This is a genomic window from Heyndrickxia camelliae (assembly GCF_002844575.1).
Lineage (GTDB): Bacteria > Bacillota > Bacilli > Bacillales > Bacillaceae_C > Margalitia > Margalitia camelliae.
On record NZ_PIQO01000005.1, the window covers coordinates 211,374 to 228,195 of the forward strand.

Genomic DNA, 16,822 nt, shown 5'->3' on the forward strand with positions numbered 1-16,822 from the left:
AATTTTGGAATGAATGATTCATCATCGCGGCTGTGGACAAAACAGTTTGTCGCCATTGTAATGATGGCTTTTTTATTTTTCCTTAGTCTGCAATTACTTACAGCGGGATATCCTGCTTTTATTACGGAAGTAAAAAACAATCCGACTGAAGGGGGTCTTATGACCACAGTCTTCATGTTGGCCGCAATTTTTACACGACCGTTAATTGGATATTTAATACATCAAGTTAATATTAAACTGTTGAGTGTTCTATCCTTTGCATTTGTTGCTATTACCGTAGGATTAAGTTACGGACAAGAATCGATACCGTTTTTAATTCTTTTACGAATTTTTCACGGTATTGGTTTTGGAATAATGTCTACTGTTCTTGCTACCATGGCAACAAATATTATCCCGAAAAAGAAGCTTGGGGAAGGGATCGGGTATTACGGTCTAGCAACTAGTGTTGGAACAAGTATGGGACCAATGCTTGGACTTGCGGTTCTTCAATATTTTTCTTTTAATCTATTATTGATTATCTCTGCTTTATTAGCAGTTATTACTTTGATTCTCAGCTTTACTATTAAGAAGCCGCAACCTACAGCAGCTCCTAAAAAGATGGAAAAAGGATCATTCAAAAAATACGCATTTGATAAGACCGCCTTTGTACCGTGTATTTTAACCGCCTTTTTTACCATTACATTAGGGGGCGTTATCAGCTTTTTAAGGGAGCTTGGCAAGGAAGAGAATATTAGTGGGTCGGTTTCATTATTTTTCTTAGTAATGGCGATTGTAATGGTGGTTGCTCGTCCAATATCGGGACGCTTGTTTGATACATTTGGACATAAATTAATTATTTATCCTTCCACTATATCCGGCATTATCGGATTATTTTTATTAGCCATTACACATAATTCTTGGATGTTGATATTAGCAGGACTATTCTATGGGATCGCGTATGGAACCGTAACACCTACCTTACAAGCGATAGCGGTCAGCATCGTGGCAAAGGATAAGCAAGGAACGGCAAATGCCATGTACTTCTCCTCTATGGACTTGGGAATGGCGATTGGATCCACAGGGCTAGGATTATTAGCATCTTACACGGGATATCATTTTATCTATGGATTTTCGATTGTTTGTTTAGTAGCTTTATTGATTGTATATACATTGCTATTTGGAAGAAAGAAAAGCTTGGACGTTTCACCAGCAACTCAAAATATGTAAAAAAAATCGGTAGCCATGAGCTACCGATTTTTTTGTCTTTATATGGAGGACAATCGTCCATTTGTGGTGCCTGGCACCATATCTTAAACTCGTTTTTCGAAGTGTATGCGTTGGTTTAGTAGATACATAATTGGTGCACCGATTGCCATTACAACGAATTCTCCAATAGCTGTTGTAAGCCAAGTAAATAAGAATGGCAAGTGGAACGCGAGGTGTAGCTCCAGCGCAATTAGGAACATCGTAATTGTAAATACTATCGTATTCACAATCATGCGAGCCCACATATTTTCTATAAATCGACTAACAAGAATGGTTATCAGTAAGGAAATGATCGATTGGCCAAAGCCGAATACAAGATCATACGCACGCATCGGTGAAAAAAATAGATTTGTAAGAAAAACACCCAATAAAATACCATAGACGTATTTCTTATTAAAAACAACTAAATGATTAAACATTTCGGAAACACGAAATTGGATATTCGTAAATCCGAATGGCTGAATGAAGAACGAAACAGCAATGTACAAAGCTGCGACAATTCCGTTCCCTACAAGTGTTTTTATTTTCATATAAAATTCTCTCCTTAGTTTTTTATCGTGGGATGGTTTCGAACCACGTATGGCATACATACAAACTATTATATTAAGCTACTATTTCGTATTAGTCAATTTTATTTAAGGACCAATGCACTATTTTGCTGGCATTACACATTTTTTTTGGAGGAAATTGTTATATAAAAAAGCCGGAGACAATCTCCAGCTTTAGATATTGTTCTTATTAACTTGTATAAAATATTGATCTTTTCGATATGCTAATGCCTCCATCGTAGCAATCAATTCTCCATCACTTTCAATTTTAATATTATACCAAGCAGTTCTGTGGTTTCGCCTTTCTTCTGTTGCCGTAGCTTTTAATCGTGCCCCTTTTTTACCAGGTGCCATAAAGTTAACAGTAGTGGAAAGACCAACTGCTGTTTTTCCATAAGAGTTGCAGGCAACCGCGAATACAAAATCTGCAATCGCAAAAATTATTGCTCCATGTACGGTTCCGTGCGTATTTACCATATGATCCGCTACATCGAGCTCCGCAACCGCCATCCCTTCGCCCATATCTTTCAGTTCAATCCCCAAAAACTGTGCATATGGTTCATTCTTTAAAATTTGAAAAATCTCATCCTTATATTGGTGATGTAGCTCTACTTCATTCATATTGTGCATCAATATGATTCCTCCTAATACTTACTTTTATGGATAATATAATTCTATACTATTTAGAATTTTTAATTAAAATGAAAAGGTATATTTTTTTTAAAATACCTATTTACATTAACGTTACGTAAAGGTGTATATTGATGATGTCAGGAGGGATAACACGTGGAGTACACAGTGCAAAAACTAGCAAAAATGGCGGGAGTTAGTACAAGAACTTTACGATATTATGATGAAATTGGAATTCTGAAGCCGGCCAGAATGAATTCATCCGGATATCGGATTTACGGTCCCGCAGAAGTGGATCGTCTTCAGCAGATTCTATTTTACAGAGAATTAGGAGTCAGCTTGGAGAATATCAAAAGCATTATCACCGATCCGTCATTCGATCGCACCCATGCATTGAAGGAACACCGTGAAGAGCTTCTGGCAAAGCGAGCGCAACTAGATCAATTAATTGAAAATGTAAATAAAACCATAGCTGTATCGGAAGGGAGAATGATTATGTCAGATAAGGAAAAGTTTGAAGGATTTAAGCAAAAATTGATTGAAGACAATGAAAAGAAATATGGAGTGGAAATTAGAGCAAAATACGGAGATGAGGTGGTTAATCAATCTAATCAAAAAATCAAGGGTTTAACAGAAGAACAATATGCTGATTTGGAAAGATTGAGTGAGGAAGTTCTTGATAGCTTGAAAGGAGCAATGGCAACAGGCGATCCTGCCAGCGAATTAGCGCAAAAAACTGCAGAATTACATCGTAAATGGTTGAGCTATACCTGGTCCAACTACAGCAAAGAAGCACATGCAAGCTTAGCACAAATGTACCTGGATGATGAAAGATTTACTGCATATTACGATAAAGTAGAACCTGGCGCAGCTGAATTTTTGCGAGATGCGATCCATATTTATACTGGTATGAAAAAGTAAGGAATCGAGCGATTGGGGCAACCAATCGCTTTTTTATTTTAATAGTTTGATACAGGAGAAATAACATCGCCCTGAAAATGCTCCTTCTTGAAAACGACCAAAGATTGTTCAAAGGTCACCATTATAGAATGAATGTGCTCGAAGTAGAGGAAAAGGGTGAAGAAAGGTAACGCTGATGGGCAGAATGTGCCCAAAGTAGAGAAAAAGGGTGAAGAAAGGTAACAATAATGGGATGAATGTGCTCGAAGTAGAGGAAAAGGGTGAAGAAAGGTAACGATGATGGGCAGAATGTGCCCGAAGTAGAGAAAAGGGGTGAAGAAAGGTAACAATAATGGGATGAATGTGCCCGAAGTAGAGAAAAAGGGTGAAGAAAGGTAACAATAATGGGATGAATGTGCTCGAAGTAGAGGAAAAGGGTGAAGAAAGGTAACGATGATGGGCAGAATGTGCCCGAAGTAGAGAAAAGGGGTGAAGAAAGGTAACAATAATGGGATGAATGTGCCCGAAGTAGAGAAAAAGGGTGAAGAAAGGTAACAATCATGGGCGGAATGTGCCCGAAGTGGAGGGAAAAGTCGTAGAAAGGTAACGATGATGGGATGAATGTGCCCGAAGTAGAGGAAAAGGTCGTAGAAAGGTAACGATGATGGGCAGAATGAGCCCGAAGTAGAGGAAAAGGGTGAAGAAAGGTAATGATCATGGGCAGAATGAGCCCGAAGTAGAGGAAAAGGGTGAAGAAAGGTAACGATCATGGGATGAAATCATGAAAAAGTGAGGGCAGAGAATACTATCATAGAATGAGTGTGTCCACAGTGAGTATTAGCCACCCGTAAAATATACTTTACTGGAAAAGTCCTCCGAATTTGTTAATCAATGAAGAAAGCCCCTCACTTTTTTGAGGAGCACCTTCAATAACTATGCACTATGAGTTGATTCTATTTTTGCTGCATTCCGTTGTTTTTTGGATTTTTTAAAATAGAGCAGTTCATAGAACACAGGAACAATAAAGAGGGTCAAGACTGTTGCTACGGCAAGACCGCCAATAACGACAACTGCTAATCCCTTTGAAACGAGACTGCCTGCTTCGGCATGTGTAAACAGTAACGGCAGCATGGCACATATGGTTGCTACCGCAGTCATGATGATTGGACGGGTTCTTGTTGCCGCCGCTTCTACAATGGACTCTCGGATGGACATATGTTCTTCGTTTTGTTTTATTTTGTCTATTAACACGATAGCGTTGGTTACAACAATTCCGATTAACATCAATGCGCCTAGAAGGGCAGTAGGATCAACAGAAACTCTTGAAATCACCAACCCAAGAATTGCACCGATGGACGCAAGCGGTAATGTCATTAGAATAGCAATAGGCGTCCTTAATGTTCTAAACGTCAGTACCATAATTAAATAAACTAACCCGATTGAAATCACCATAACTAACCCTAAGTCGGCAAAATCACTTGCCTGCTGTTCAACTGCACCACCTTTAACCAACTTCACATTTTTGGGTAACTTTAGCTTATCCAGTTGCTTATCTATATCCGCTGAAATAACTGAAAGCTTTTTAGGATTAATTTCTGCACTAATGCGAATATATTCCTTTCCATTCTTATGGAGCACTGTACTGCTTTGTGTCACTTTCTCTATTTTAGCAATAGTAGAAAGGGGAACCATTCCTGTTTGAGTTGCAATTTGAATTTTATCCAAATCATTTTTCGTGGCCGGATTCAAGTCTGTATCCATTACAACAGAAGTTTCTTTTCCGTCTATTGTCATATTGCCAATTGGTGTTTTGTTTAATAGCCCGTTTAATTGCATGGCAATTTGCCCCGTATTGGCTTTTGTCGGGTCTACAATTAATTGATAGACTGGCTTTTTCTCTTCCGCATTAGAAGAAACTTTCTTAACACCATTTGTTCCATCTATTAGCTTTACCATTTCATCAGAAGCCTCTAAGAGTTTTTCCCTATCTGGCCCTTCAAGATCATAGGTGATCGCAGTTTGACTTGACCCCATGAAGGATGCAGTAGATGCTTGTATATCGGCGTTCGGAAAATCCTTCTTCATTGCATTCACATCTTTAATAAAATGATCGGCATTAGCATTATCCTTCAAGATAACAGTAAATGTTGTTTCCGTAGGATTTGATACTTGCCCCCATTTTGCTTGCTCCTCACTATTTCCCTGCTGTGTGATGATAGATTGATACCCTTTTAACTTTAAGAGCTTATCTTCAAAAGCAAGTCCTTTGTCTTGAACCTTTGAGATTGGCGTGTCACTTGGGTAGGTCATTGTCACAGAAACCATTGTTGCATCATCTGCGCTAATGGATCCCTTTGGAAGTAAGGTATAAAGGGTGATAGAGCCCACAAACATAATCATCGCAAAGAGAACGGGTATCCATTTATGATTAAGATTCCATTTTAGAATATTCATATAACGCTTTGGTGCTTTATGTTCTGGTAGTTTCGACTTCTTCAATAATCCAAATGACATTAACGGAACTACTGTTAGGGCAACTAAAAGAGATGCCAAAAGGGAATAAGTAACCGTTAGTGCAAATGGCAGTAAGAATGCCTTTAAAGAGCTTTGAATGAGACCCATAGGCAAAAATACCGCTATGGTCGTTAGAGTAGAGGAGGTAATGGCCTTAGCTACTTCACCTGTTGCCTTTATAACAGTCTCTTTTGAAAAGCCTTCCTTCTGTGTCTTCCGGAAAATATTCTCGACAACAACAATACTGTCATCGACTAGCCGCCCAACTGCTACTGCTACTCCTCCTAATGTAAGCATGTTCAACGTGATACCGGAGCGCCAAAGTAATAGCAAGGTAAGTCCCAGCGAAAGTGGAATCGATACAACAGTAATCAATGTAGAACGAATATTCCTTAGGAATAATACAATGACGATTGTTGCAAATAATGCCCCAAGTAAAACTTCTCTTAGCATACTGTTAACGGAGTCGATCACCATATTGGAGCTGGAGAATAAAATTTCTGCATGCACATCGTCATCTGATTTATTTATTTCGTCAGCTACCTTTTTAATATCCTTACCTACAGTTACAGCACTAGCATTGCTTTCTTTTGTGATTGAGATAGCCATTGCATCTTTTCCATTAACACGGGAAATTCCCTCTTGACCATTCTCCCTTTGGATATCAGCTACATCTTTTAAGTGAACTGCCGGGGCATTGGGCATTGTTGAAGGAAGAACAAGGTCTCCTAATTCATCAAGACTTGTAATCTTTCCGACTACTTTAAGATTACTCATTTGCCCATCAATGTTCTTATCACCTAAAGATACAGAAAGATTTTGTCCTTGCAGTAAACTCATAATGGAATTGATAGATTGCTGTTTAGCGGATAATTTTTTTAAATTCAATCTTACTTCCACTACTGGATTTTCTTTTCCATAGAGGGTTACATTGCCTACCCCATTTACACTCTCGAACTTAGGTAAAATCTCTTTCTCGAGTTTTTGAAGATTTGCTTCTTTAGAGCTCTCATCGAATGCAATGGAAAGCTCCGCTACAGGAATCATCGAGGTATCGTATTGGATGATATTTGGTTTGGAAACAGTATCCGGAAGCTTCAAGTTATTAATAGCATCTTCTACATGTTTTTTCGCTTCCTTCATATCTGTTTTAGAATCAAAGGAGACCGTTACTTGCGAATAACCATCACCTGTTGTAGAAAAGACATCAGTCTTGCCTTTGACGGTTGCTACTGCATTTTCAATTGGTTCGGTAACCTCTTGAGTCATTGTTTGTGAATTATACCCTTGCCCAATAGTCGCAACTGCTACTTGTGGATTATCAGCTTCAGGCATTAATTCCATGGGCAAAGCAAAGTAACTGCCGATTCCTAAGCCCAATGTTAAAATGGTCATGACAATTAAGGCAGCCTTATTACGAAAGGCCCACTTCGTTAAATACTTCATAAAATGTACATTACCTCCCATTTCTGTTCTTTGTTTCGTCATTAGTTCACTTAAATAACAATAATTTCCTCACCTGCCAACAGATTATAGCATCGTTCATAGCATGTTAAATCCTTTCATAGGTTTATTTTTATATAAGACTTAAGACTGATGACCTTTTCATGTGCCAATAAAAAAACCGGGTACCAATATACCCGGTTCAACTTAAACAATATGCTTAATAAAATGAAATAGCATTCTCGGAATGAAAGTTAGGATATTCCAAATGATTTCACCCATTATTTCTCCTACAATACTTTTGAATAAGGACTCTTTAGTCATTAAGGAATCCCCTTTGTATGCATACTCATTCAAAAAAACAATGTCATTTAATTTTCCAAATCGCAAAGCCGAAAGGTGGTAATTCAACTTCCTTATCCAATTCAACCACTTCATCATTCCATAAATCGACAACGGTTTCATCATTTATATTAATAGAGAGAGGAAATTTGACATTTTCACTGCTATTATTAATCGCAAACAAAATTGTTTCATCTGATGATTGTTTATAATAGGTAAGGTAATTATGGATTTTATTGGCCTCTGCGAACTGAAATTCCGCGTCATTTTGAAAAGCAGGATATCGCTTTCGGAGAGCAATTAGTTTTTTTACAAATTGTAAAAGCTCTTTGTCTTGCTTTGCATCCTCCCAAACCATACATTTTCGGCATCCAGGATCTTGGCCGCCAGTTATGCCAATTTCATCGCCATAGTATATGCATGGTGTTCCAATGAAAGATAACTGAAATAAGAATAGTAGTTTGATTCGATCCTTGTTTCCATCTGCAATCGTTAATATTCTTGGTGTATCGTGACTGCCAAGAAGATTAAATGCAACTTCATTTACATTCTTAGGATAGGAATAAAGGACAGTAGATATTACATTTTTAAATTGTTCGGCGTTTATTTTTCCCCTCGCAAAGAAGTCCAGGGCTCCTTGGGTGAAAGGATAGTTCATTACTGCATCAAATTGGTCACCTTGAAGCCATGGCATCGAATCGTGCCAAATTTCTCCGAGAATATAGGCATCAGGTTTCACTGTTTTTACCGTTTTTCTAAATTCACGCCAGAATGCATGGTCTACTTCATTTGCAACGTCAAGCCGCCAGCCGTCAATATCAAATTCTTCTATCCAATATTTTGCAACATCCAATAAGTATTTTTTTACTTCCTCATTTTCAGTATTTAACTTAGGCATCTGTTCCGTAAAGGCAAAGGTATCATAGTTTGGAACAGGAGACGTTTTCACGGGGAATTCCCTCAAATGAAACCAATCTTTGTACCTCGACTTTTCTTGGTGTTTCAATACATCTTGAAATGGAGCAAAATAAAAACCGCTATGATTAAAGACAGCATCTAACATAACTTTTATGCCATGTTGATGGCAAACGTCGACCAAACGCTTGAAGGTTGCCTTATCTCCAAACTGCGGATCAATCTCCATGTAATCAATCGTATCGTATTTATGATTAGAATAGGCTTTAAAAATAGGAGTAAAGTATATACCTGTAATCCCAAGATCCACTAAATAATTTATATTTTGAATAATCCCTTCGAAATCTCCACCAAAGAAATTATTACTTAAAGGCTCTGCACTTCCCCAAGGCAGCGTATCTTTAGGATTAATAGCCGGATTGCCATTCGCGAATCTTTCCGGAAAGATTTGATACCAAACAGTATTTTTTACCCACTCTGGTGCACGAAAAATGTCCCCTCGATGTAAGAATGGAAAGCAGAAATAATATGCTACATCATCATATGGGGCCTCTGGGTAAAAGCCTTTTTCAGTGTAAACTATTGTTTCGTTTTCATTTGTCAATTCAAAGCCATATCGCATTCGTCTGAACTCGGGGGAGACTTCCACAAACCAATAATCAAATAGGCCATCATTCCCGCTATATTTCATTTCTTTATAAGAGAAGATCCAGCCATCCTTATTCCAATGATAAGGATCACCATATAGAATCCTAACTTTTTCCACGTCATTTTTCTTTACCCGCAATTGGATATGAAGTGTCTTTTCATCGTAAGCGTAAGCAAAATGTCCTTTAGGACGGTGGTAAATAGCTTCCAGTTGCATCTGAAAACCTCCCAATCTAGAAAATTCAAATTATATTTTAGGTAAAAATATCACAAAAAAATTTTTTGTGCAAACGGTTGCTTTTTTTAAATCACTGGATATATAATAGTGGTGCAAACGGTTTCATAGATTTTCGATTTTTAAAAACAAGGGGGAAATCAAGTTGAAGAAAGCTTTATCTTTATTCATGACTCCTGTGTTGATCGCAGGGATGCTTGCGGGTTGCGGGCCAAAGGATTCGAGCACTAGCACTTCAGACGGTGGCAAAAAGGCTGAGGATGCAAAGAAACCTGAAAAGTTACTGGTTTGGGAAGATAAAAAGAGAGGCGTCGCTTTAGAGCCTGCTATTAAGAGTTTCGAAGAAAAATATGGTATTAAAGTAGAATACAAGGAACTTGGTATGGCTGATGAAATGCAAAAGCAGCTTCCACTTGATGGTCCAGCTGGAACAGGTCCGGACGTCTTAACACTTCCGCACGATCAACTTGGGGCATTAGCGACACAAGGTCTCCTTGAACCGCTTAAAGTGGATCAATCTGTTCTTGATCTTTATACTGATTCTTCTATACAAGCGGAAACATATAACGGTAAATTATACGGATTACCAAAAGCAACAGAAACGCCTGTTTTTATTTATAACAAAAAATACATGAAAAAAGCTCCTGAATCTTTTGACGAACTATATACCTTTGCAAAGGATTTTACAAAAGGCGGCAAGTATGGCTTCTTAGCTCTGTGGGATAACTTCTATTTTGCTAATGCAATCATGGCAGGCAATGGTGGGTATGTGTTCAAAAATAATGACGGTAAATTAGATCCGAATGATATTGGATTAAATAATGAAGGTGCCTTAACAGGTGCTGAGTATATTGGCAAATGGTATAAAGAAGGTTTATTCCCTAAAGGTATCGTTGGAAATAGCGGCGGTTCTGCAAAAGATGGTCTTATGAACGATGGAAAAGTAGCAGCAGAAATGGATGGTCCATGGGCATTCCAAGGTTTGCAAAATGCAAAAATTGATTATGGTGTTGCTCCTCTGCCTAAATTGCCGAACGGTGAATATCCAAAAACATTTGTTGGTGTAAAAGGCTGGCAGGTTTCTGCCTTTTCTAAAAACAAAGAATGGGCTACAAAATTAGTAGAATGGTTGGCAAATCCTGAAAATGCAAAAATTCGTTATGAAAAAACAGGTGAAATACCTCCAGTTAAATCTTTAATGGAAGATCCAATTATTAAAGATAATGAAGGTGCAAACGCTGTAGCAGTTCAATCAGAACGTGGAGTTCCAATGCCGAATATTCCTGAAATGGGTCAGGTGTGGGATCCAATGGCTAAATCCTTGCAGTTAATTGCGACAAACAAACAGGATGCAAAAAAATCACTGGATGATGCTGTAAAAACCATCAATGAAAAAATTGCATCCACTAAATAAGCTTACTTTTAGATTTTTAAGCGGTGCCTCTGTTAAAGAGGTGCTGCTTCCAATTTTTAATTATGCTCCAATAAATAAAAACGTGTAAGGGTTTAAATGTTTATCACAAGTAGAGGTTGTTTTTTATCTACCACCTTTGAATAAAGTGGCAAGAAGTAAGAAATAGCCTTTATAATGCTAACCCCAAAAAGAGGTTTGCATGGAAAGCTCATTTTGGGGTTGGCATTAACCTCGAGATGAATTACTTACATATTAATTAGAAAGGGGAGCGGGTCTGTATATGGAAGGAAGTCAATCAAAACATCAGAAATCTGCGGCAGCATTGTCTATAATCCCGGGATTTGGTCAGATTTATAATCGACAATATATAAAAGGAATTATTTTATTCATTCTTGCTTTTTCCTTCACTATCGTTTTTAAGGACCTTTTAAATATGGGATTATGGGGAATCGTGACCTTAGGTGTAGAGGTACCAAGAGATAATTCCATCTTCTTATTAATTGAAGGAATTCTTGCTGTCATTGTCGTGGTATTTGGATTAGGTTTATATGCTTTCAATTTTTATGATGCTTTTTATAACGGAAGAAAGAGGGACCAGGGGATTGAATTAACCACCTTACGTCAGCAGTATAGAAATGTAGTGGATAAAGGATTTCCATATTTAATTTTATCTCCAGGAATGTTTCTACTAATATTTGTGGTTATTTTTCCGATTTTGTTTGTTGTTTTATTAGCTTTTACTAATTATGATTTATATCATTCTCCGCCGGCAAAGCTAGTCGATTGGGTTGGCTTTAAAAATTTCGTGGATATTGTAAAGCTAGATATTTGGAGATCCACCTTCATTGATGTCTTTTCCTGGACGGTTATTTGGACATTTGTTGCTACTACTTGTCAAATAGCGATTGGAATATTTCTTGCCGTTCTTGTGAATCAAAAGGACTTAAAATTCAAGAAACTTTTCAGAACCATCTTAATTTTGCCATGGGCAGTTCCTGCATTTGTGTCGATTCTAGTATTTGCCGGAATGTTTAATGATACATTCGGAACTATTAACAATGATATTTTAGCATTTTTCGGTATTGATCCAATTCCATGGCTAACCAACCCATTTTGGACGAAAGTAGCCTTAATTATGATTCAATCCTGGCTCGGGTTTCCATTTATCTTTGCAATGGTGACAGGGGTTCTGCAGTCGATTCCAGGTGAATTGTATGAAGCTGCAACCGTTGATGGGGCAACCGTTTGGCAACAATTCAAAAAAATTACACTGCCGATGATTTTGTTTTCCATCGCTCCGATTCTGATTACTCAATACACTTTTAATTTTAATAACTTTAATATTATCTATCTATTTAACGGCGGTGGACCAGCGGTTCCTGGACAGACGGCTGGGGGCACAGATATTTTAATTTCATGGATTTATAATTTAACACTGGAAACAAAGCAATATGCGAAAGCAGCTGCCATTACACTAATTCTATCCTTCATTGTTATAAGTGTTGCAATTTGGCAGTTTAGGAGAACGAAATCATTCCAAGAAGAGGATATGATGTAAATGAGTATGAAAAGACAAAAGTTCATTCGTTTAACAATAACCTATATTATTTTGGCGATAGTTGCTGTTATCATTATCTACCCGGTATTGTGGATTATTGGATCTTCTTTAAATCCAGGAGACAGTTTATCGGGATCATCCATTATTCCAAAGCATGCTACATTTGCACACTACAGAGAGTTGTTTGATTTAGATAAAAGCAAATATTTTTTATGGTATTGGAATACGTTGAAGATTTGCTTCTTTACGATGGTGTTAGCAGTATTAATGATTGCCCTGATGGGATACTCTTTTTCCAGATATCGTTTTAAAGGAAGAAAGTACAGTTTAATGACCTTCTTAATTCTGCAAATGATTCCAAACTTTGCTGCTCTAATTGCGATTTATGTATTAGCGTTACAAACACATTTAATCGATAAACATATTGGTCTAATCCTGTTTTATGTTGGAGGACTGCTTCCTATGAATACATGGTTGGCCAAAGGATATTTTGATACGATTCCAAAAGAATTGGATGAATCAGCGAGAATGGATGGTGCCGGACACTTTCGGATTTTTTGGCAGATTATTTTACCACTGGCAAAACCAATCTTAGCGGTTATAGCTTTATTTAGCTTCATTTCTCCATTTACGGATTTTATTATTGCAGGTGTATTATTACGTACAGAAGATAAATACACACTTGCTGTTGGACTGTATCAGTTGGTGGCAAAACAATTTGGAAATGAATTCACAACCTTTGCAGCGGGTGCTGTCCTTATCGCAGTTCCTATATCAATATTATTTTTATCACTGCAAAAATATCTCATATCTGGTCTAACAGCTGGAGGAACAAAAGGCTAATGATAGATAGGAATTTTCAATAGGTCACCTCTTTGAAAATGGTTTTATTACAAGTAGGAGGTACACAACATGCAAGATACCAGTTTTGCGATTCATCCAGGTAATAAGAAACAATTAAAAGATACACCATATCAGGATATAGGCGATTTTAGAGGATTTAAGCAAAATGGAAGTTTAATACAGATTCAATGTGAACAAGGATATGTCAATATTATTTTTTATCAAGATTCAATTGTGCGAATTGTGATGAATCCTTTTCAAAGTCCGATTATGGAAAGCAGCTTTGCTGTCATTACAGAACCAAGAGAAGTCTCATATACATTAAAGGAGACTCACGATCAACTCATTATTTCAAACAGTGAACTGGAACTCGTAATTCAAAAATTTCCACTCCGTATAAATGTTCATTCAGCTGATGGTCGTGTTTTAGTTGGAGAAAGTGAACGTGGATTGGGATTCAATGAAAAAAAGGAAGTAATTTGTTACAAGGATATGCATGAAAAAGACCATTTCTATGGATTTGGTGAAAAAACAAGTTTTTTAGATAAACGCGGAGAAAAAATGACAATGTGGAATAGTGACGTATATGCCCCGCATAACCCAGAAATTGATGCTTTATACGAATCTATTCCATATTTCATGACGCTTCGAAATGGGAAAGCGCATGGGATTTTCTTTGATAATACGTATAAAACCGTTTTTGATATGAAAAGTGAACAGGATACCTATTCCTTTTGGGCAGAAGGGGGGCAAATCGATTATTTTGTCTTGGCTGGCCCTTCACCAAAGGATGTACTGGAACAATATACGTCTTTAACTGGAAGAATGCCATTACCTCCAAAATGGTCTCTTGGTTATCATCAATCACGTTATAGCTACGAAACGGAGCAAGAGGTTCGTGAATTGGCGAGAAACTTTATAGAAAAAGGAATTCCCGTTGATGCAATCTATCTGGATATCCACTATATGGATGGATATCGTGTGTTTTCTTTTGATAAAGAAAGATTTCCAAATCCAAAGCAACTCATAGCGGATTTGAAAAATGCTGGAATCCAAGTTGTCCCCATCGTTGATCCGGGAGTGAAAGAGGATCCGGAATATCATGCCTATCAGCAAGGTATCTATGAGAATCACTTCTGTAAATACATGGATGGCACAATTTATTATGGAGATGTATGGCCAGGAAACAGCGCTTTCCCTGATTTCACGAATGCTGATACTAGAGAGTGGTGGGGAGAACTACATCGTTTTTATACAGAATTAGGGATAGAGGGCATATGGAATGATATGAATGAGCCTGCGGTATTTAATGAAACGAAAACGATGGATGTTAAAGTAATGCACGGAAATAACGGGAATCCCAAAACCCATAAAGAGCTGCACAATGTATATGGACTTTTAATGGGAGAAGCAACTTATCATGCATTGAAGAAGCAAAATAATGGGAATCGCCCTTTTCTGCTAACTAGAGCAGGTTATGCTGGTGTTCAGCGTTATGGAGCAGTTTGGACCGGGGATAATCGCAGTTTTTGGGAGCATTTGGCGATGGCGGTGCCAATGTGTATGAACCTTGGAATATCAGGTGTTGCTTTTACGGGACCAGATGTAGGTGGATTTGCTCATGATGCAACGGGAGAATTGCTTGCCCGTTGGACACAGCTCGGTGCTTTTACACCATATTTTCGTAATCATAGCGGATTGGATACTGTACGCCAAGAACCATGGGCATTTGGAGAGGAAATTGGCAATGTGGTGAAGAAGTACATTCAATTAAGGTACAAATGGTTGCCGTATTTGTATACCTTATTCTATAAAGCGAGCAAAACAGGAATACCTGTTATGAGACCTTTATTGATGGAATATCCAAATGATGAAAATACATTCAATCTATCAGACCAATTTTTAATTGGGGAGAATGTGATGATAGCGCCAATTCTAAAGCCAACCACTTACCATCGCGTTGTCTATTTGCCAGCAGGAAATTGGTATGATTACTGGACAAACAAGTGTTATGAAGGAAATACCTATATGATGGTAGAGGCATCCCTTGACACGTTGCCGATATTTATAAAAGAAGGCACCATCCTTTCACTAGGAAAGGATATAAAAAATACTTCCGAAACACTAGAGGAAATGGAAATCCATCTCTATAAATCAGATGAAGGTACCAGTTTATTTCAGTTATATGAGGATGATGGGAGAACATTTGAATATGAAAATGGTGCTTATTTACTGAAGGAGTTTCGCTGTCATTTTCAAAATAAAATGATTACAATTAATATGGAAGATTTACACAGCGGCTATCTATCAAGCTGGAGAAGGCTTGTATTTCACCTCCATGGCCTCACAGAGAAAATGGAATTAAAATTTAATGGAGAGACAGTAGAAATGGATTTGGATGAGCAAAAGGGAACTGCGTCATTTCAAGTATCTATATAGAATACTAATACTAACGATGAAAAGGGGAGGGTAGCATGACAGTTACTATAAGGGATGTAGCAAAATTAGCTGGTGTTGCTCCATCAACAGTATCAAGGGTCATAGCAAATAACCCGCGAATTAGTGACTCAACAAAGAAAAAGGTCAGGCAGGCCATGGACTATTTAGGTTATCATCCTAATATAAATGCCCGCAGTCTAGCTGCCCGCTCTACACAGGCTTTAGGTCTTGTTATGCCGAGCTCCGCTAATAAAGCATTTCAAAATCCGTTCTTCCCGGAGGTCATTAGAGGGATTAGTACAAAGGCTCATGAAAAAGGTTTTGCCCTTTATATCTCGACTGGAATGAATGAAGAGGAGATTTTTGATGGAGTAGTAGAGATGGTTCAGGGAAGACGGGTAGATGGGATTATTCTACTATCAACAAGTATGGATGACAAAATCGTAGAATATCTTTATGTATCTCATTTTCCGTTTACCGTAGTAGGAAAACCATATAAGTATGAAGATAAAATTTCCCATGTGGATAATGATAATTACCGTGCTGCTGGAGAATTAACCAAACATTTAATTGATTTGGGACATGAACGTATTGCATTTATTGGTGGTAGTTTGAACCTTGTGATGACGACAGATAGATTACTCGGTTATGAAAAGGCTTTGCGTAATGCCGAAATTCCGTTTCGAGAGGATTATATTTTTCACGAGGAGTTCTTAAAAGAAGGCGGCAGCGGTGCGGTGGAAGCATTAATGGCATTAGAGGAACCTCCTACCGCATTTGTGGTCATGGATGATTTAATGGCTCTTGGAGTTCTTGGAACGCTTTCTGAAAAAGGAGTGTCTGTGCCAGATGATGTATCTGTTGTAAGTTTTAATAATGTAATGCTTGCCGAGTTGTCAACTCCACCATTAACAAGCGTTGATATTAATATTTTTCAATTAGGATATAAAGCTGCTGATTGTTTGTTAGATTCTATTGAAAATGAAAATAAACCACCAGAACGAATTATTATTCCTCATAAAATAATCAACAGAATGTCAAGCGCTCCTTATAAGAAAAAATAAGGATAATGGAATGGAAAGAATGAACTCTTTCCATTTTTTTAAAATGATAAACAAAATTAATAATTACCGCCCCTATTCCTTGCA

Annotated in this window: 11 protein-coding genes and 1 riboswitch; of the genes, 7 read left to right on the forward strand and 4 right to left on the reverse strand. The window is 37.6% G+C overall.

The genetic code is table 11. From position 1 onward, the window contains the following. Nucleotides 1-9 precede the first annotated feature (9 nt). A complete protein-coding gene (locus tag CWO92_RS09665; protein ID WP_101353994.1) occupies nt 10-1,206 on the forward strand; it encodes an MFS transporter in 1,197 nt (398 codons plus the stop codon). An 83-nt stretch (nt 1,207-1,289) separates the two neighbouring features. On the opposite strand, the gene CWO92_RS09670 is transcribed toward CWO92_RS09665, so the two are convergent. Next, complete coding sequence (locus CWO92_RS09670; RefSeq protein ID WP_101353995.1) at nt 1,290-1,775, reverse strand: QueT transporter family protein; 486 nt, start codon at nt 1,773-1,775, stop codon at nt 1,290-1,292. A gap of 8 nt (nt 1,776-1,783) precedes the next feature. After that, nucleotides 1,784-1,828: riboswitch (PreQ1 riboswitch) on the reverse strand. Nucleotides 1,829-1,967: 139 nt separating this feature from the next. Further along, a complete protein-coding gene (locus CWO92_RS09675; RefSeq protein ID WP_101353996.1) occupies nt 1,968-2,423 on the reverse strand; it encodes a PaaI family thioesterase in 456 nt (151 codons plus the stop codon). Nucleotides 2,424-2,579: 156 nt separating this feature from the next. On the opposite strand from CWO92_RS09675, the gene CWO92_RS09680 reads away from it, so the two are divergent. Then, nucleotides 2,580-3,344 carry a MerR family transcriptional regulator gene (locus CWO92_RS09680; protein WP_101353997.1) on the forward strand — a complete coding sequence of 255 codons (765 nt, stop codon included), beginning with the start codon at nt 2,580-2,582 and terminating at the stop codon, nt 3,342-3,344. 912 nt (nt 3,345-4,256) lie between these two features. Here CWO92_RS09680 and CWO92_RS09685 read toward each other — a convergent pair. Both CWO92_RS09685 and CWO92_RS09695 read right to left on the reverse strand, forming a co-directional pair. Continuing rightward, nucleotides 4,257-7,283, reverse strand: a complete 3,027-nt coding sequence (locus CWO92_RS09685) for an efflux RND transporter permease subunit (protein WP_101354029.1) — start codon at nt 7,281-7,283, stop codon at nt 4,257-4,259. A gap of 364 nt (nt 7,284-7,647) precedes the next feature. Then, entirely contained in the window at nt 7,648-9,402 is a 1,755-nt protein-coding gene (locus CWO92_RS09695) for an alpha-glycosidase (protein ID WP_101353999.1), read from the reverse strand. A gap of 163 nt (nt 9,403-9,565) precedes the next feature. On the opposite strand from CWO92_RS09695, the gene CWO92_RS09700 reads away from it, so the two are divergent. The 5 genes from CWO92_RS09700 (at nt 9,566) to CWO92_RS09720 (ending at nt 16,738) form a co-directional block, all read left to right on the forward strand. After that, on the forward strand, nt 9,566-10,834 hold the full coding sequence (locus CWO92_RS09700; RefSeq protein ID WP_101354000.1) for an extracellular solute-binding protein: 1,269 nt from the start codon (nt 9,566-9,568) through the stop codon (nt 10,832-10,834). Nucleotides 10,835-11,114: 280 nt separating this feature from the next. After that, the gene (locus tag CWO92_RS09705; RefSeq protein ID WP_101354001.1) at nt 11,115-12,392 is read left to right on the forward strand and encodes a sugar ABC transporter permease; all 1,278 of its coding nucleotides are present in this window, start codon (nt 11,115-11,117) and stop codon (nt 12,390-12,392) included. After that, on the forward strand, nt 12,393-13,235 hold the full coding sequence (locus CWO92_RS09710) for a sugar ABC transporter permease (protein WP_101354002.1): 843 nt from the start codon (nt 12,393-12,395) through the stop codon (nt 13,233-13,235). Between the two features lie 69 nt (nt 13,236-13,304). Beyond that, nucleotides 13,305-15,674, forward strand: a complete 2,370-nt coding sequence (locus tag CWO92_RS09715) for a glycoside hydrolase family 31 protein (protein WP_101354003.1) — start codon at nt 13,305-13,307, stop codon at nt 15,672-15,674. Between the two features lie 35 nt (nt 15,675-15,709). Beyond that, the gene (locus tag CWO92_RS09720) at nt 15,710-16,738 is read left to right on the forward strand and encodes a LacI family DNA-binding transcriptional regulator (RefSeq protein WP_101354004.1); all 1,029 of its coding nucleotides are present in this window, start codon (nt 15,710-15,712) and stop codon (nt 16,736-16,738) included. The last annotated feature ends 84 nt before the right edge of the window (nt 16,739-16,822 follow it).

Bases quoted from the DNA above. Each gene is read 5' to 3' on its own strand.
- CWO92_RS09665 (WP_101353994.1), top strand. From the start codon at position 10: ATGAATGATTCATCATCGCGGCTGTGGACAAAACAGTTTGTCGCCATT.
- CWO92_RS09670 (WP_101353995.1), bottom strand. From the start codon at position 1,775: ATGAAAATAAAAACACTTGTAGGGAACGGAATTGTCGCAGCTTTGTAC.
- CWO92_RS09675 (WP_101353996.1), bottom strand. From the start codon at position 2,423: ATGCACAATATGAATGAAGTAGAGCTACATCACCAATATAAGGATGAG.
- CWO92_RS09685 (WP_101354029.1), bottom strand. From the start codon at position 7,283: ATGAAGTATTTAACGAAGTGGGCCTTTCGTAATAAGGCTGCCTTAATT.
- CWO92_RS09695 (WP_101353999.1), bottom strand. From the start codon at position 9,402: ATGCAACTGGAAGCTATTTACCACCGTCCTAAAGGACATTTTGCTTAC.
- CWO92_RS09705 (WP_101354001.1), top strand. From the start codon at position 11,115: ATGGAAGGAAGTCAATCAAAACATCAGAAATCTGCGGCAGCATTGTCT.
- CWO92_RS09710 (WP_101354002.1), top strand. From the start codon at position 12,393: ATGAGTATGAAAAGACAAAAGTTCATTCGTTTAACAATAACCTATATT.
- CWO92_RS09715 (WP_101354003.1), top strand. From the start codon at position 13,305: ATGCAAGATACCAGTTTTGCGATTCATCCAGGTAATAAGAAACAATTA.
- CWO92_RS09720 (WP_101354004.1), top strand. From the start codon at position 15,710: ATGACAGTTACTATAAGGGATGTAGCAAAATTAGCTGGTGTTGCTCCA.